Raw genomic sequence first — 17,447 nt, 5'->3', positions numbered from 1 at the left:
AACAATTTATTAATTGCATCATAATGAAGCTGACTTCATGCTCCATCTTTTTAAATGAGGAAGGCTGCTTACTGCCATATCTATTGTCTTTGAATCAATATGCATTTTCTCCATTTGATTAATAACCACTGAGGTCATTTCTTTTAATGTCATATTCGGATTAATGAATGCTCCATTCTGGTAACAATATTTGCAGTACTCATTACTTTTACTTCCATCTTTTTCTGTACCCAGCATTTCCGGGTTATCCAATGGCATGCTGCAACTCTGGCAAAAATTTTCAGGTTTCATAACGCATATTTTTAATAATTAATAAGGTTAATGTTTCTAATATTTATTCATTAACTTTTTTTATAAATTATCTTACCCCATTTTATTTTATCCCAGATCCTTTCGTGAATAAAATAACCTAGTGTAGTATAGACATTGCTAATAATCATAAAACCAACAGCCACTTTTACCTGACCTGTAAACAGGTAAATGGAAGTAAAGTCAAGAATTAGAATAACAACCCTGTAGCTAATAGTTTTTACAATAGACCTGCGCAATGTTTCTTCCGCATGATGTGTACTTGGGTGAAGTTTTTCTATCATGGCCGTGTAGGTATAATAAACAATGGTTTTTCTGAATGCCTTACGATCTTTTCTGCAACACTGCCCATAAATAAATGAGCCAAGCCCGTTCTGCCATGCGTACCCATAACAATTAGATCCGCCTCCCATTCCTGTGCTACTTTTAAAATTTCTTCATGCGGTTTTCCTTTTTCTACAAAACTCCAGACTTTCACATCTTTAAATATTTTATCCATCAGCAATTGGTGGTTTTGCTTGTATTCTTTTGTCATGATATCTGCCAATTCCCCCACAGTTATGCCACCTTCGCTCATCAGGGAGGCTGTATCAACAACACTCACCAGGGCCATCTCAGCCTTTAACTGATGTGCAAAATGAAAGGCACTTAAAGCAACTTTTTCAGCAGTAGGTCCATCATCAACAGCTATCAGGATTTTTTTAATGTTGGTCATGTTATTTCAGATTTTGTTTTTCACTGTAAACAAATTTTATCAGTTCTTCTACCGGTTCCCATGTTCCTGCTTCTGCAAAATCAACTGCTTTTTGTACTTCATCTTCTACGCTTTTATTTATTGCTTCTATATCATTGGTGGTGACCAGATTTTCAATAAGTAGTTGTTGTTGCAATTTTGGAATAGGATCACGTTTTTTCCATTCTTCCACTTCACTCTTTTCACGATACAGTTCTGCATCAAACATGCTGTGTGCACGAAAGCGATACGTATTGCATACAAGGAAGCAAGGTTTGCCTGTTGTTTTTATTTTTTCAACAGCTACTTTTGTAGCCTGTTCAACGGCTAATACATCCATGCCATCTACCACTGCTGTTTCTATTCCGTAAGCGGCGCCTTTCTTTTCAATTTCAATTATGGAATGCGAATAACGAATAGCAGTGCCCATGGCATACAAGTTATTTTCGCACACGAATAATACAGGTACACTCCATAATGCAGCAAGATTCATGGCCTCATGAAATTCACCTTCTGCTGCTGCACCTTCTCCGAAGAAACAAACAGTGATATTGTTTTTCTTTTGCTTTTTAGAAGCCAGCGCCATACCAACCGCCATTGCAAGGTGCCCGCCTACAATGGCGTTGCCTCCATAAAATTTTGTCTTTGCATCAAACAAGTGCATAGAGCCGCCACGTCCACGGCTGCAGCCTTCCATCTTGCCATACATTTCCGCCATGATAGCTCCGGCATTAACACCTCTCGCCAGCGCATGTCCATGTTCACGATAAGTACAGAGTATATTATCTTCTACAGACAAAATATTGATCACACCAACTGCAACGGCTTCTTCACCCACATACAAATGCAGGAAGCCACGTATCTTTTCTTTGGTATATAATTCTGCACTCTTCTCTTCGAAACGACGAATCAGCATCATCTGGTAAAGTAATTTTTGACCGTGATCTGTATCCATTTTTTCAGAAGGTTTTATGACTGTTACAGTTTGCATAGTGATTGTTTTTGTTCAACAGTGATATGAACGTTCAAGAGTGCGACGCAACGGAGTTCAATGTATGAGCTATGGGCGGGCTCATAAAAATTAAAAACAATACAGCACTAATTCTCCTTTTCCAATGTTGACAGATCACCTTCCGGCAATCCCAACTCTCTTGCTTTTAATAACCGCCTTAATATTTTTCCGCTTTTTGTTTTTGGTAAGCCATCTACAAATGCCAGCTCTTTCGGCGCAACTGCAGGACCCAATTTTTTTCTTGCATAACCGATTATATCCAACTGTAATTTTTCATCTGCAATGAACCCTGTTTTCAATACCACAAATGCTTTTACCAATTCGCCGATCATAGGATCAGGTTTGCCGATTACAGCAGCTTCTGCAACGGCAGCATGTTCCATTAATGCACTTTCTACTTCAAAGGGTCCAACCATATGTCCCGAAGTTTTGATAATATCATCTGCGCGGCCAACAAACCAGTAATAACCGTCTTCATCCTTCTTTGCGAGGTCGCCGGTGAGATACCAGTCGCCGCGAAAACATTTTTTATAGCGCTCTTCCTCGTACAGGTAAGCACGAAACATGGAAGGCCAGCCTTTCTTCAATACCAGGTGACCTTGTTTGTATGGTTCTGTTACAATTTTTATTTCACTGTCTGTTACTTCTGCGATGGCAGCCTCTACGCCAGGTAACGGTTTGCCCATGCTGCCGGGTCTTACTTTCATGGAGCGATAGTTGGCGATCATAATACCGCCGGTTTCTGTTTGCCACCAGTTATCCAGTATGGGCATACCAAAAGTTTTTTCTCCCCATAGTACGGCTTCTGCATGTAATGGTTCACCTACACTGCAAATGAGACGAAGGTTCTCGAGATCATAGTTTTCTTTTGGCTGAATATCCATGCGCATCAACCTGCGGATGGCTGTGGGAGCAGTGTACCATACATTCACTTTTTGTTCTTCTAAAATGGAATACCATCTTGCCGCATCAAATTCTTCTTCATCAACTATATTGGTAACAGCATTTACCAGTGGAGCAATAATACCATAAGAAGTTCCCGTAACCCAGCCGGGATCTGCCGTGCACCAGAAAATATCTCCTTCGTGAAAATCGAGCACATATTTGCCTGTTGTGTAATGCGTAAGCACAGCGCCATGAACATGCATTGCGCCTTTGGGCATACCTGTAGTGCCGCTGGTGAAATGCAGCAGAGCAGGGGTTTCAGGATCAGTTGGAGGAATAATATATTCATCATGTGCTTCTTCCATTAACCGGAGAAGTGATAATACTTTCTCATTGATATGTGCTGCTTTATCCGTTAATAAAATAAACTGAAGAGAGGGCAATCTTTCGAGCAATGGTTTTACTTTCTTTTCAAATAATGCAGTCGTTGTGATGAGCACTTTTGCATCGCCCTTACTCAAACGCTGAAACACCGGCTCAGGGCCAAACACCGCATACAAAGGGCAAAACACGGCAGTTGTTTTTAATGTGCCTAATGCTGCAATATATAATTCGGGAATTCTACCTGTAAGTGCAAATACGCTTTCACCTTTCTTAACGCCTAACGTTGTGAGCAAGTTCGCGAAACGGGAACTGAGTTTATGTAAATCATAATAAGTAAAATCTTTCGTGGTCCTGTCTTTGTGTATGCAGCGAAGGGCAATTGTATCTTTTGATTTTCCTTTTGCATGACGTTCCACTGCTTCATAAGCAATGTTCAGTCCTTTGCCTTCCGGCAAGCCATTCAGCAATCTTTGTTCATCCTGCCAGTTAAAAGAACCACTTAAGATTTCATAGTCCGTTAAATTGGGAGCAAGATATTTCTTCAATATAGCAGCAGATGAATTTTTCATCAGTCTTTCTTTTTCCTGAGCGTGTCAGATAAAAAATTATAACAGCCAAACTTTATATCAATATATTCTTTCTCGGCCGCCTGTATCTTACTTCGCAATTCCATTTGCCGCTTTTCTATTGTATCATTAATGGAAGCATTATCAATAAGCATACTATCTGTTTTAAGTGCAGTCTCCTGTTGTTGAATTTCCATTTCCAGTTTATAGAATTTTTCTGAAACCTTGTTGAGCAGGCTTTGATGTGCCTCTACTTTTTCTGCAATACCAACAATGGAATTGCGACTAATCACTTCAGCCAGCTTATGGTCAAATTCATCCATTTCATTATTATAAAAAACGATCGCATTGTTCCAGTCAACAAGTTCATCTGTATAATATTCGGCTATTGTATTCGGCATAATATTTATATTTTAAAGTACTTAAGTATTGTTATACTTCTTCGTTTTCTTCCTCATCAAGATCTGAAAGAATAAAATCATCCGAAGAGTTTCTTCCCATTTCATTTAATTCCTTTAAAGTAAAATCATCCATTCCAGTCGTTTGTTCCCAATGATCTTTTTCCTTTCTTAGGATTTGCACAGACAAACCGAATCGCTGCATAAATTCCTTTTCCACATCAGCTACTTTGGAAAGTGGCAGCATTTCTATCATGGCCGAGACATGGGTCTGCTTCACCTCGCCAATTGTCTTACCCGGATATATCAACTCACGTTCTGCAGATGCTTCATATTTCTTATGTGGACTTTTATAAAACTCCATCTGCAGGTAAGGATAATAATCGGAAAATATTTCCTGAATATGTCTTAGCGTTGTATTGTCATTTATTTCAATATGCATTTTTTTATTTTTATTACGTTGTTAATCACGCTGAAAATTCATTGAATAATTTTTTTTGAACCCTGCAATTGAATACTGGTAAGGCTTTCGTTGCGTCGCACTCTTGTACTGCAGTACATGAAGCTGCATTTTAAAACAATAAAAGCTCAATTGATTTAACATCCGTTTTTGTATTTAAATATCATTCACCATTTCTCCCAATGAATATTTTTTGCATTGTATTTATTTTGTGCGCTTTCATCACCTGCAGGATGTCCAACAGGAATTACATTCAATGGAATTACATGCCGCGGAATATTTAATTCTTTTCTTATAAAATCCATTAGTTCCTTATTCGGATAAACTGCAGTCCATACTGCGCCTAACCCCAATGCCTCTGCAGCCAATAAAATATTTTCACTGGCGCATGCACAATCGATTATTGCAAAATCTTCATTTCCCAGTGCCGCCTCACCGGGTACTGCACATACAATGATGCCCGTACCTGCTTTGGGCAACATTTTGGCAAAGGGCAAGCCATTAGCTAATACTTTTAATTTTTCCGGGTCTGTAACTACTATGAATTTCCATGGCAGCATATGAATGGCTGCCGGGGCGGCCATAGCTGCATGTAGTATCTTATCAATATCTTTTTTGGTTACTTGTTCACCAGTGTAGTTTCGTACGCTTTTTCTTTCCTGTATAACAGTAAGCGTGTCTTTAAATGTAACTGTTTCCATATAGCGCTATTGAAAGCATTAAGTAAAAAAGGAACTGTAATTTTTCAAAACTAATCCCACTTTTTACCATTATCAATGATAATTATTAGCTTATGTCATGACTATCGTCAAACATAATTATGGTTAACATTATTTGTAAAGCGAAGGAGAATGCCTGCATCATGCATAAAAAAAGGAACCGGTAGTTATCCGGTTCCACGATACAGTAGTTTTTTCACTCTTTTGCAAGCAATATTGTCTACTTTAATCTTACCAGCATCGGAGAATAAATCCCGTACACTGACTAGTACAAAAGTAATATTGTGAAACTGTTTGAAACAATGAAAGCAATCATATTGTTGACTGATTGTCATCAGCTGCTTATTGGTAAATGCTTTTAACCTTCATACAATGAATCGTCCAGATAATAATGAGCAGAGTGAATTACCTGCGCAGAAACCGCCTCCCGGCAAAAAACGTTTCAATTGGTGGTGGATATATGTGATAATGTTACTATTTATTTTTTATCCTTCTTTATTAAACGTCTTTACTCAGGAGACTGAAATTACGTGGCAACAGTTCGAAAAAGATATACTTAGCCGTAAGGCTGTTGAAAAGATTGTAGTGATAAATAATGCAAAAGCTGAAATCTATATCAAAAAGCAATTTGTAAACGATTCAATGTTTAAAAATGTTTTGAAGCCCTCTTCAGGTAAAAGTATTAGCGAGGGGCCTCATTATTTTTTTAATATTGGCTCTATAGAATCATTTGATCGCAGGCTTGATGAAGCCGAGAAAAATTTCTCTATCAACGAAAAGATACCGGTGCGTTATGAGAATCGTACAAACTGGCTATGGAATATGTTTGGATGGCTAATAACGCTGGTTTTTATTTTTTTTATATGGAATTTTTTACTGCGCAAATCCGGTGGCTTAGGTGCAGGTGGTACATCTGTTTTTAATTTTGGAAAATCAACCGCTACCTTAATTGAAAAACAAAAAAGCAATATAACTTTTGATGATGTTGCCGGTTTGGAAGAAGCAGAAATGGAAGTAAAGGAAATTGTTGACTTTTTGAAAAGCCCTGAGACATTCACTAAACTTGGTGCAAAGATCCCTAAAGGAGTAATATTGGTTGGTCCTCCCGGCACTGGCAAAACATTGTTGGCAAAAGCTGTAGCAGGGGAAGCACAGGTTCCTTTCTTTACTATTTCAGGTTCTGAATTCGTAGAAATGTTTGTGGGAGTTGGTGCATCAAGGGTTCGTGATTTATTTAAAAGAGCTAAAGAAAAAGCACCATGTATAATCTTTATAGATGAGATTGATGCTATTGGAAGATCAAGAGGAAAAGGTGCTTTTTTAAGCGGCGCTAATGATGAGAGGGAAAGTACTTTAAATCAATTGCTCACAGAGATGGATGGTTTTGGTACCAACAGCGGTGTAATAGTACTGGCTGCTACCAACCGTGCCGATATGCTTGATCCTGCATTACTTCGACCTGGCAGATTTGACAGGCATATTTATTTGGAACTTCCTAACATGAAGGAAAGAGAAGAAATTTTTAAAGTACATCTTCGCCCACTTATATTAGACAATACTATTGACCCACGTTTCCTTGCTTCACAAACTCCGGGCTTTTCCGGTGCTGACATTGCCAATATTTGCAATGAATCAGCCCTGATTGCTGCAAGGAAGAAAAAAGAAAAAATAGATCGTCAGGATTTTTTAGATGCAATTGACAGAATAGTGGCTGGTCTTGAAAAGAAAAGTAAAATCATTTCAGCAGCCGAGAAAAAAATTATTGCTTATCATGAAGCAGGACATGCTGTAGTAAGTTGGTTGCTGAAAGAAGTTGACCCTCTTGTAAAAGTTTCTATTATTCCCCGTGGCAAATCTTTAGGCGCTGCATGGTATTTACCCGAAGAAAAGCAATTAAGAAGTGAATCTTCCTTTACTGAACATTTATGTGCCACATTGGGTGGAAGGGCCGCAGAAGAGGTAATATTTGATGAAGTTTCATCAGGAGCGTTAGATGACCTGGAAAAAGTAACAAAAGAAGCCTATATGATGGTAGTTTATTACGGCTTCAATAAAAAGATTGGCAATATAAGTTTTTATGATTCCACGGGTCAGCGGGATATGGGCATCCAAAAACCTTATAGTGAAGAAACCGGAAAGCTGATTGATGAAGAGGTTCGCAAATTAGTAAATGATGCTTACCAGCGAACCAAAGAACTGTTGCAGCAAAACAAAGAATCATTACAAAAAGTAGCAGAACTACTGATAAAAAAGGAAGTCTTATTTAAAGAAGACCTTGAAAATATATTAGGTAAACGGTTAAATGACTTATCCTCTGCACAAACAAAAACAGCTGCAGTATAATAGTTACATGATTGATAAGTATCATTAATGTCAGTGATACAGGTTATTGTTTAGGCATTTCATATTTTTTTCCTTTGTATTGATTTTAAGATTAATAATTGTAATCGTTTACAATTTTTCGTAGATATAAAATCAATATAAAACAGATTAATAACTTTAAAAACTTACGATCATGAAACCACAATTCATTGTACGGCTGTTTGGAAGTTTACTCTTTTCCATAATTTTTCTAGGGCTATATGCACAGGAAATAAAAGAATTGCCACCAGTAACTGTAACTACATCTTCAAAGGTTACCGAAAAAGTGGCCCGGGCTTTCGACAAATCTTTTAAGGATGCCATACGGCCGGAATGGTATAAACTAAACAAGAATTATTTTGTAAAATTTATAAGTGAGGATCAGAAAAATAATGCGCTTTTTACAAAAAGTGGAAATCTTATCTATCATATTAGCTATGGTTACGAAAAAAATCTACCTGACGATATAAGAAAAATGGTAAAATCAACTTACGTAGACTTCAATATAACAACTGCAATTAAAGTTGAAGAACAGGGAAGGAAAATATGGGTTATAAACCTTGAGGATGATAAGCACTTAGTTTTGATTAGAATAGAAGATGATCAGCTCGAAGAAGTTGGTAATTACAACAAATCCTGAACTGATATGCCTGAATAATAATTGCACAACACAGTTGGATTTTCTGCATTGGTGTACACTTTTTAAAGAATGTAGAAAGCTTCATGATTGTGTAGATATAAAAGGCATTTTTAAAAAAATATTTATAGAAGAGTTTTGTTAACGAACCAGGCTGGTCAAAACCAGCCTGGTTCGTTAGATCAATACAATACCTAATAAGGATTTACTCATTTTTAAAATTTGTAGTACCTCTTTTTAAAACAATCTAAGATGAAAAAAATAATAACAGCATTCGATGGGCTTAAATATTCAAAATGCGCAGAATCTTACGCACTATTTTTAGCAAAGCAAACAAATGCCCACATGGTTGGAGTATTTATGGATGATCCTATATATACCAGTTACAAAATAAGCGATGTGATGGTAAAAGGAAACGTTTCCAATGAATTGATAAAAGAGCATGAAGATAAAGATAAAGCTACCAGGAAACTCGCAACAGATAATTTTGAAAAATCGTGTCAAAAAGAGAAATTGGAATATAGTATTCATCATGACAAGAATATTGCCTTAATTGGCTTATTACATGAAAGTATATATGCAGATTTACTAGTGATAGATTCCAAAGAAACGCTTACGCATTATACAGAAAAGATACCAACACGATTTATCCGTGAGCTTCTTACAGATGTGCAATGCCCTACATTAATAGTTCCACAGAGGTACAAACCAATACAGAAATTGATTTTATTATATGATGGAAGCCCATCTTCTGTATATGCAATTAAAATGTTCAGTTATTTATTGCCACAAATGAAACACCTGGATACCGAGGTGTTGTCTGTAAATCCAACTGATTCTTACATGCACTTAAAAGATAACAAACTCATAAAAGAATTTTTAAAGAGACATTTCCCTAAGGCAAAATTCATAGTAACACGTGGGTTGGTGGAGGATGAAATAATAAAATACTTAAAAAATGACCAGGCAAATGCGCTGGTGATTATGGGAGCATATCGCAGGGGCGCTGTAAGCCGGTGGTTTAGGGAAAGTATGGCTGATGTACTTATGAAAGAAGTTAAACTGCCCCTATTTATAGCGCATTATAAATAATAGCGATTATATTATACAGTAACTTTATTGTATAGCTGATCGGCATATGGATTCAATTACTCATATAGCATTAGGCGCCTGTATGGGCGAAGCGTTTGCCGGCAAAAAACTTGGCAAAAAAGCTATGCTTTGGGGCGCGTTGGCACAAAGCATTCCTGATATTGATTTTACCGCATCTCTCTGGATGGATACATCTTCGGGCTTATTGGCACATCGTGGCTTTACGCATTCATTTTTGTTTTGTGCACTCATTACACCACTGTTGGCACTACTTGCAGAGCGCTTACACAGGCCACATAATATAAGCCTCCGAAAATGGTTGCTCTTTTTTGGTGCTGTTATATTCATACACATATTTATTGATGCATTCAATAACTATGGTGTGGGTTGGTTTGAACCTTTTAGTAAAGAACGTATCTCATTTAATGCAATTTATGTGGCAGATCCATTTTTCTCTGTATGGTCAGGCGTGGCATGTATTGCTTTGATCTGGTTAAAAAGAAATAACCCACTCAGAAAAAGATGGTGGCAGGCAGGCATTGGTTTTAGTGCGGTTTACTTGCTGTATTGTATTTTTAATAAAGTACAGATCAACTCAGATGTAAAAGAAATTTTCAAAACACAAAACATAACTTACACAAGATATTTTACAACACCCGCACCTCTGCAAAATTGGTTGTGGTATGTAGTAGCCGGAGATGATAAAGGATACTATGTTGGTTTTCGTTCTTTGTTCGATAGCAGGAAAGCAATAAACTTCCAATATTTTCTGCGAAATGATACACTCTTAAAATCAATAGAGGATCATGAAGACCTGCAAAAACTTATCCGTTTCTCACAACAATTCTATACAGTAGAGCAATGGAAGGATACCCTTGTGTTTAATGATCTTCGTTTTGGTCAGATAATCGGATGGCAGAACCCGCATGCAAAATTTGTATTCTATTATTACCTGCAACATCCTGAAGATAACAGGTTGGTGGTGCAGCGTGGCAGGTTTCAGGGTTGGAATGATAAGACCTTAATTTCTTTACTGCAAAGAATTCGTGGAAATTAGTATTGATAGCATGGTATTGTAAATTTTTTTGTACCCGCCTGCTGAACGTTAATGATCTTCCGTTGCGTCGCACACTTGTGCTTTATAACATAAAGCAGCATGAACAACAAATAATTTCGTAATTGCTGCGCAAAGCTTTTACTGTACAAGTGTGCGACGCAACAAAAGCTTAATAGCCATGCTGCAGCCTGGTTCCTGATATACCTATTTCATAATTTTCAACTTCGTGACAAGAATCAGAAACAGCAGTGACAGTTATCATTTGCCTCTGATAGTTGTGCTGCTAATTTTGAAAGACCAATTAATTGCACTTATTCAACAATACTAAAACAAATGCAATCATGAAAAAAATAATAGTGGCCACTGATTTTTCTGCAACTGCTGCAAATGCTGCAAAATATGCTGCTCAAATGGCTTTGGCAGTTGATGCGGAGTTGCACCTGTTACATATATATGAGCTTCCGGTAGTTTATATGGAGTTGCCTATTTCAATGACTGATGCAGAATTGACCGCGAATGCGCGCAAGGCCATGAATGAACTTAAAAATTCCCTGTTTGCCCTCACTAATAATAAAGTGCATATCAAATCCGAAATTGTTATGGGTACATTCTTTACGGAATTGAATACTATTTGCAACAAGATACATCCATTTGCAGTAATAATGGGTAGCCAGGGTAAAACAGCAGCGGAAAGATTGTTCTTTGGTACACATGCTGTATATGCAATGAAGCATTTGCCATGGTCTTTAATTGCTGTACCGCCAGAGGCAAAATTCTCTGCTATAAAAACAATCGGCCTTGCCTGTGATTTTGAAAATGTTAGTGAAACAATACCTGTAGATGAGATCCGGTCAATGGTTACAGATTTTGATGCAACACTGCATATTTTAAATATTGGAAAACAAGACGGTTTTGATTCCGCAATTGTTCGGCAGTCCCGCATTTTGAGAGAAAAGCTGTCTTCTTCAAAACCTGTATATCATTTCCTGGCCGATAAAAATATAGATGAGGGTATTTTAAATTTTGCCGAAAAAAACAAGATCGATTTGCTGGTAATAATTCCGAAAAGCCATTCTCTTATTGATAAACTGATGCATAAAAGTCACACAAGACAAATGGTATTGCATAGTAGTTACGTTCCGGTAATGGCATTACATCCTGAATATCATGCGTAAAAAATAAGCAGCCCTTTTTTGAAAAGGGAGCCAAAAAATAAAAACATGTGTAATAGTGAAAAAAATATTCTGTTAATTAATCAAACCAAAAAAATAATAATTATGAATAGCACGACCAAAATAGTTGCAGCAGCTGTTATAGGGGCTGCAGCAGGGTTAGCAGCGGGGATATTGTTTGCGCCTTATAAAGGAAAAGAAACAAGAAAAAAAATAAATGAGCAGGGGAAAAAGCTTGCTAAAAATGCAAAGGATACATTTCGTAAAGGAAAAGAAAAATTTGAAGATATTAAAGATGAAGCCGAACAGTTCTTAAAAGATAAGATTGATGAATTTGCATAAGAAGTTTAATTGCCTTAAACCCCTTTAAATGCGTTGCTTTATATATAAGGCAACGTTTTTTGTGGTATTTAGTGACTTCTTTTATAGTAAAAAGTAACAGAATAGAAAACGATGCGAATGATCTGGTAAGAACACCAGCGCGCAAACTGCTTGATGAAATTTTTATTCTTACTGTGTTTTTCTGAAGTAATATTTATACAATCATTTGTAATGATGTTTGTAAGCATATTCTCCGCTTTAGTTACAAATAAATTATTCCGAACATCGATATTCAATTCTATACTTGCGTAGGCACTAATGTTGTTAATATTGTAAGAACCAATCGTTAGCCATTCATTATCACCGGTTGCAATTTTTGCATGCAATATGGTTGGCTGGTATTCATATAATTCAATATTATTTCGTAAAAGCCAATCGTATAGCCAGCGCTCTGCATATTTTGCCAGTATAACATCTGACGGGCCGGCTATAATCACTTTTATTTTTACGCCACGTTTCGCCGCATTTACCAGTAATCTTCTGATTGCTTTTCCGGGTAAAAAATAACTGCACATAATAGTAATATGCTCATTAGCTTTTCGGAAAAGCTCGATGTAGGATACAGAGATTTCATTTTTTCTTCTTACCCAATCATTGCGTCGCATACGCACATTGCAGGTTTCTTCTTCTTTAAATAAGAATGATAATCTCTTTTCTTCACATGGTGTAAGACCCATTTTCACAGGAAAACTCTTCCATGTTTTCCAGCAAAGCACACATAGTTCTTGTGCAATATCACCTTCTATATAAAGCGCAAGGTCAAACCATGTGTTATTCCCGTGAATTTTGTTATACCGGTCGGCAATATTTATTCCGCCTGCGAGCGCATATTTTGCATCTGCCACAAATATTTTATGATGCATTCTTCTGCCAAAATAAAAATATTTACTCCTGAAAAGGGGTTCAAAAAAACGGAAGTGAACACCAGCCTCTTTTAGATCTTGAATGAATTTTCGGGGCAGGTGTTGTGAGGCAAAGCCATCTGTTAGCAGGAAGACCTGCACATTTCTTTTTGCTGCAGATTTTAGAGCAGTTGAAATTGTATGGCCTGTTTCATCACTTTCAAAAATATATACCTGCAGATGAATGCTTTCTTTTGCTGAATCTATCAGATACAATAACTGGTTGAAATATTCTTGTCCGCTGTGAACTAATTTTATCTTATTACAGGATGAATACCCTCCGGATTTCTTTGGATTTGCAGACTTTATTGATGTATCGGCGTTGTTTCGTGGGCTCATATCAAATGCATAAGGCGAACATTAGATAAAAATACAAAACAAAACTTGTTTACCCGGTTCCCGATAACAAAAGCGCCACACTTTACAGTGCAGCGCTTTTTAGTGGGGATATTACAACAAAATCTTTCTTTTGATTTATACTTTACCAGTAAAATTAAATCTAGCTATTTCAGAAGGGAAAAACAATAGCGGGCCTAATAATTAATGCACTTTAAATCTGTCGCTGTCCTTATTTCAGAAAAAATTAATAACTGATAGCTGCCAGGTATTCAACACAGTCCACAAGTTGACATGTCTATTTATGGTCAGCTCTTTTGATAAATAACAAAGGCACATGCTTTCAATTGCGGTAGCCTGTTTGAGACAGGGGCGCTTATGCATCAATCTAAAACCCTTACTTACCGGTTGGCATAAAATACCGGCATCAATATGTAAACATTATACCTGATACTTCTAAGATTTTATATAAAAATATTCAATAGCTAATGATGAGTAATTTCAGAAAAGGGCAAGTTTTGTTGCCATACAAAACAAAAGTACAAGTGAGTGACACAACAGGCGATGCCATAAAATACTTTAGCCCTAAAACAAAAATTATCTCTCCTGTGCAGCCAAATGATTATAATCGCTTAGTAACACATAAAGAAAATTCATTGGGTCACCGTACTGGTTTTTTATATGCAGAACCGATTCTAATTTTTCTACTGTTTGCCATGCCAGCATAGGATTGCCACTTTTACGCACATTAAGAATTACTTCTTTTATAAGTTGCATATCACTGTCGCGGAGGTTGATTACTTCGGGATAAGTAACATTGTAACTTGTTTCGGCAACGGGCACATACAAAGTTTGTTCAATATTGCTCCGGGCCTTTGTTTTTACCAACGTGGTGCCGGCAATAAGATCGCCAATACGCTGGTGTTTTTCTGTTGCAGCAACCATAATAACTGCAATTACGCCAGAGCCTATCCATATATCCACCAAACGAAAAAGCCAGCGTATAAGATATTGGCTGAAAGAGGCCTGGCTTCCATTAAGACTGATCACTTTTATGCCCATTACTTTTTTACCAACAGACTGACCGTTAAGAAAAGTTTCGCTAAGCAAACTGTAAAATGCAATAGGTAAATTGATGAAGACATTCAGCCAGCTAAAATCAGCATAAGAAAAAATAAGGCTGGTGATAATGAACCAAGCAACGAAAATTACCAGGTCTATTATACATGCAACAATTCTTTCGCCAACACTTGCCAGATCGTAACCTATCTCTATGTTTTGGGTTGTGGTAATGGAAATAACTGCCATACTTCAAAGATGTATAAATAAATTTTATTTTCCATCATCGTATTGATTAACCCGTTATTTTTATGTTTTATAACCCTGCTATGCGTGAAGCCCAGTTTTTAAAACAAAATGCAGAAAAATGGAAGCTGTATGAAAAGGAGGTGAATGATGAAATTCCTACCGATACCGCTGCCAACCGGTTTGTTGAGCTGACAGACGATCTTGCCTATGCCCGTACTTTCTATCCAAAAAGCAATACAGAGAAATATTTGAATGGCCTTGCCGCTGTCTTTCACCAGAAAATATATCGCAACAAAAAAGAAAAGAAGGGCCGCATATTCTGGTTCTGGCAATATGAACTGCCTTTCCTTTTTAAGCAGTACCACAAACAATTTTTATTTGCGTTTTTATTTTTTGTATTGTTCTCTTTAATGGGGGCAGTCTCTGCAAAATATGATGATAATTTTATAAGATTAATTCTTGGGGATGATTATGTTAACATGACCAACCTGAACATTGAAAAAGGAGATCCTTTTGGTGTATATAAACAGGGCGATAGTTTCAGTATGTTTTTGATGATAGCATACAACAATATCTCTGTTTCTTTTTTTGGGTACGTACTAGGCATAACTTTCTCCATTGGTTCTGTGTGGTTGCTTTTTAGTAATGGAATGATGATGGGCGCTTTTCAGTATTATTTTATCTCCAAAGGCATGGGATTAAAATTTATAACCGTAGTATTTATACATGGCACATTAGAACTATGGAGTATAATTATTGCAGGCGTATCGGGTATTATATTGGGCAGCAGTATTCTTTTCCCGGGTACATATACAAGAACTGCATCTTTTCTAAAAGCAGGTAAAGATGGATTAAAGATCGTAATTGGTTTGATTCCGCTGTTTCTTACAGCAGCATTTTTCGAAAGTTTTGTAACACGCTATACAGAAATGCCGTTAGTTGTAAGCCTTTCTATACTATCAGGTTCACTAGCGTTCCTGATATGGTATTTTATTATTTACCCGGTAAAACTGCATAAAAGAATGGAAGCAGTAAAGAATAAAGAAATTTCTGAAACAGAAAATAAAAATTTCAATGCATGGCTCAGCAAAAAGTTCAGCTCAGAAAAATAAGAGACTTCGGCGAAAATTTTAGCGATACTTTTCAATTTATAAGAGAAGAGTTTAAACCTTTATTGGTTTCTTTTCTTTTGGTGGCTGGTGTGTTTATACTTGTTACAGCTATCTTTTCTGGCCTGTATCAAAAGAGTGCTTTTGGTTTTCTTGATGAGATAGAAAATGGAGGATTTCGTAACAATGAGATTTCGTCAACATTTACAGGAATGTATTTTCTTTATCTCGGTGTAATGCTGGTTACTGTTACAGCTATGCGTACTGTAGTTGCTGTGTATATGAAATACTATGATGAGCATGAAACCTCCCCAACTGTTCAGCAGGTATCATCAGGATTCTTAAAATATTTCCCAAAAGTTTTTCTCTATAGTATTCCAACTTATTTTTTGGTTATTGTGGGTCTGGTGTTTTGCATACTGCCCGGTATCTATTTTATAGTGGTGTTTGCTCCTTTTGTTTTTATCATCGTATCAGAAGATGTTTCTTTCGCAGATGCATTTGGCCGCAGCTTCGATCTTATAAAAGAAAATTTCTGGTTAACGCTCGGCATATACCTGGTGGCATACATTATTTTTTCTGTAAGCTCTGGAATTACAGGTCTTATTCTTGGTCTTGCAGTAAGCGCTGTGTCTTATTTTACTACCAAAGAATTAAGTACTTCAGTAGGCGTACTCATGTCTGTCGTAAGTATTGTACAATATATTTTTTACATCATCTTTTTTGTTTCAGTAGGGTTGCATTATTATAATCTTGTTGAGATAAAAGAAGGAACCGGTTTGGCAAAAAGACTTGAAGGTCTTGGCAATAACATTAATCCAAATGAAAATATTGAAGAACAGTATTAATACAGTTATGTTACAGGCTGTGTTGCATTTGGCATCACGTGTTGTGTCACTCACTTGTACGTTCAGATCATTTTTCAGCAAATACATGCATCGCTATTTATTCCTTATATTATTCTTCTTATGCAACCAAACAGTTTTTGCACAACAAAAGCTTGTGTATGATTCTGCTGCTGTTGAAGTAAGAACTTTTAATGATACATCTTTTCAGGAATATAAAAGCGATGCGGATTTTCAATATGAGAATGAAGTGGTCGAAACACCTTCTTTGTGGGATCGTTTCTGGGCCTGTGTATGGAAAAAGTATGATGAAATAATGAGCACAGAGGCAGGCCGTGCCACCATGAAATTTATTTTCTGGTTGCTGGGTATCGGAGGCCTTGCATTCTTTGTTTACAAAGTAGCCCGCATGAACAGGTTGTCTCTATTTGCAACAGAGCAACAATCGTTAACTGCTTATAAAGTAGAGTCTGAAGATATACATGCCATTCCTTTTGATACAGCCATTAATGAAGCATTGCAACAAGGTAATTACCGTTTGGCAATAAGACTAAGCTACCTGCAAAATCTTAAACTGCTTACTGATAAAGAACTAATAGACTGGCATCCCAACAAAACGAATACAGATTACTGGCTGGAGATAGCAGACACGTCTTTACAGCGTTCATTCAAAAGCGTTACAAGTATTTTTGAATATGCATGGTATGGTAGCCATTCAGTAACAAGAGAAGATTTCGAAACAATGAAAGAAGAATTGCTACAATTTAAAACCCAGCTTTAA

19 protein-coding genes are annotated in these 17,447 nt (G+C 36.8%); 9 read left to right on the top strand and 10 right to left on the bottom strand.

The genetic code is table 11. From position 1 onward, the window contains the following. Nucleotides 1-18: 18 nt before the first annotated feature. The 8 genes from FRZ67_RS02660 to FRZ67_RS02625 all read right to left on the bottom strand — a co-directional run bounded on the left by FRZ67_RS02660 (nucleotide 19) and on the right by FRZ67_RS02625 (nucleotide 5,448). Entirely contained in the window at nucleotides 19-291 is a 273-nt protein-coding gene (locus FRZ67_RS02660) for a zinc ribbon domain-containing protein (protein ID WP_147188060.1), read from the bottom strand. A gap of 50 nt (nucleotides 292-341) precedes the next feature. Continuing rightward, nucleotides 342-593: a DUF2061 domain-containing protein gene (locus FRZ67_RS02655; RefSeq protein ID WP_147188059.1), complete on the bottom strand. Its 252-nt coding sequence runs from the start codon at nucleotides 591-593 to the stop codon at nucleotides 342-344. Next, nucleotides 590-1,024 (bottom strand): universal stress protein, encoded by a 435-nt coding sequence (locus tag FRZ67_RS02650; RefSeq protein ID WP_147188058.1) that lies wholly within the window; start codon nucleotides 1,022-1,024, stop codon nucleotides 590-592. The genes FRZ67_RS02655 and FRZ67_RS02650 overlap by 4 nt, the downstream gene beginning before the upstream one ends. Before the next feature lies 1 nt (nucleotide 1,025). Continuing rightward, nucleotides 1,026-2,033: a pyruvate dehydrogenase (acetyl-transferring) E1 component subunit alpha gene (gene pdhA, locus FRZ67_RS02645; protein ID WP_147188057.1), complete on the bottom strand. Its 1,008-nt coding sequence runs from the start codon at nucleotides 2,031-2,033 to the stop codon at nucleotides 1,026-1,028. A gap of 107 nt (nucleotides 2,034-2,140) precedes the next feature. After that, nucleotides 2,141-3,892, bottom strand: a complete 1,752-nt coding sequence (gene acsA / locus FRZ67_RS02640) for an acetate--CoA ligase (RefSeq protein WP_147188056.1) — start codon at nucleotides 3,890-3,892, stop codon at nucleotides 2,141-2,143. Beyond that, nucleotides 3,892-4,290, bottom strand: a complete 399-nt coding sequence (locus tag FRZ67_RS02635) for a hypothetical protein (RefSeq protein WP_147188055.1) — start codon at nucleotides 4,288-4,290, stop codon at nucleotides 3,892-3,894. The genes acsA and FRZ67_RS02635 overlap by 1 nt, the downstream gene beginning before the upstream one ends. 31 nt (nucleotides 4,291-4,321) lie before the next feature. Continuing rightward, nucleotides 4,322-4,729, bottom strand: coding sequence for a hypothetical protein (locus FRZ67_RS02630; RefSeq protein WP_147188054.1), 408 nt, complete (start codon nucleotides 4,727-4,729; stop codon nucleotides 4,322-4,324). Nucleotides 4,730-4,914: 185 nt separating this feature from the next. After that, entirely contained in the window at nucleotides 4,915-5,448 is a 534-nt protein-coding gene (locus tag FRZ67_RS02625; RefSeq protein ID WP_147188053.1) for a nitroreductase family protein, read from the bottom strand. Between the two features lie 390 nt (nucleotides 5,449-5,838). Between FRZ67_RS02625 and ftsH the strand changes: the two genes are divergently transcribed. From ftsH to FRZ67_RS02595, 6 genes are all read left to right on the top strand, one after another. Further along, a complete protein-coding gene (ftsH, locus tag FRZ67_RS02620; RefSeq protein ID WP_147188052.1) occupies nucleotides 5,839-7,809 on the top strand; it encodes an ATP-dependent zinc metalloprotease FtsH in 1,971 nt (656 codons plus the stop codon). Between the two features lie 172 nt (nucleotides 7,810-7,981). Continuing rightward, nucleotides 7,982-8,467, top strand: coding sequence for a hypothetical protein (locus FRZ67_RS02615; RefSeq protein WP_147188051.1), 486 nt, complete (start codon nucleotides 7,982-7,984; stop codon nucleotides 8,465-8,467). A 249-nt stretch (nucleotides 8,468-8,716) separates the two neighbouring features. Further along, nucleotides 8,717-9,556 carry a universal stress protein gene (locus tag FRZ67_RS02610; protein ID WP_147188050.1) on the top strand — a complete coding sequence of 280 codons (840 nt, stop codon included), beginning with the start codon at nucleotides 8,717-8,719 and terminating at the stop codon, nucleotides 9,554-9,556. A 46-nt stretch (nucleotides 9,557-9,602) separates the two neighbouring features. Next, the gene (locus FRZ67_RS02605; RefSeq protein ID WP_147188049.1) at nucleotides 9,603-10,613 is read left to right on the top strand and encodes a metal-dependent hydrolase; all 1,011 of its coding nucleotides are present in this window, start codon (nucleotides 9,603-9,605) and stop codon (nucleotides 10,611-10,613) included. 341 nt (nucleotides 10,614-10,954) lie between these two features. Further along, a complete protein-coding gene (locus FRZ67_RS02600; RefSeq protein ID WP_147188048.1) occupies nucleotides 10,955-11,788 on the top strand; it encodes a universal stress protein in 834 nt (277 codons plus the stop codon). An 18-nt stretch (nucleotides 11,789-11,806) separates the two neighbouring features. Beyond that, a complete protein-coding gene (locus tag FRZ67_RS02595; RefSeq protein ID WP_225975484.1) occupies nucleotides 11,807-12,127 on the top strand; it encodes a YtxH domain-containing protein in 321 nt (106 codons plus the stop codon). 68 nt (nucleotides 12,128-12,195) lie between these two features. On the opposite strand, the gene FRZ67_RS02590 is transcribed toward FRZ67_RS02595, so the two are convergent. After that, entirely contained in the window at nucleotides 12,196-13,407 is a 1,212-nt protein-coding gene (locus FRZ67_RS02590; RefSeq protein ID WP_147188047.1) for a phospholipase D-like domain-containing protein, read from the bottom strand. A gap of 594 nt (nucleotides 13,408-14,001) precedes the next feature. Next, nucleotides 14,002-14,712 (bottom strand): RDD family protein, encoded by a 711-nt coding sequence (locus FRZ67_RS02585; protein WP_147188046.1) that lies wholly within the window; start codon nucleotides 14,710-14,712, stop codon nucleotides 14,002-14,004. Between the two features lie 62 nt (nucleotides 14,713-14,774). Between FRZ67_RS02585 and FRZ67_RS02580 the strand changes: the two genes are divergently transcribed. Genes FRZ67_RS02580 through FRZ67_RS02570 form a run of 3 tightly spaced genes read left to right on the top strand, consistent with a single transcriptional unit; the run spans nucleotide 14,775 to nucleotide 17,447 of the window. Beyond that, a complete protein-coding gene (locus FRZ67_RS02580; protein WP_225975483.1) occupies nucleotides 14,775-15,824 on the top strand; it encodes a stage II sporulation protein M in 1,050 nt (349 codons plus the stop codon). Then, a complete protein-coding gene (locus FRZ67_RS02575; RefSeq protein ID WP_147188045.1) occupies nucleotides 15,791-16,669 on the top strand; it encodes a hypothetical protein in 879 nt (292 codons plus the stop codon). Before FRZ67_RS02580 ends, FRZ67_RS02575 begins: the two co-directional genes overlap by 34 nt. Further along, a complete protein-coding gene (locus tag FRZ67_RS02570; RefSeq protein WP_147188044.1) occupies nucleotides 16,644-17,447 on the top strand; it encodes a DUF4129 domain-containing protein in 804 nt (267 codons plus the stop codon). The genes FRZ67_RS02575 and FRZ67_RS02570 overlap by 26 nt, the downstream gene beginning before the upstream one ends.

Origin of the sequence: Panacibacter ginsenosidivorans (assembly GCF_007971225.1) — a bacterium.
In the GTDB taxonomy this organism is placed as follows: domain Bacteria; phylum Bacteroidota; class Bacteroidia; order Chitinophagales; family Chitinophagaceae; genus Panacibacter; species Panacibacter ginsenosidivorans.
The sequence above is the reverse complement of the archived record's forward strand: the minus strand, read 5'-3'. Positions and strand labels throughout refer to the sequence as shown.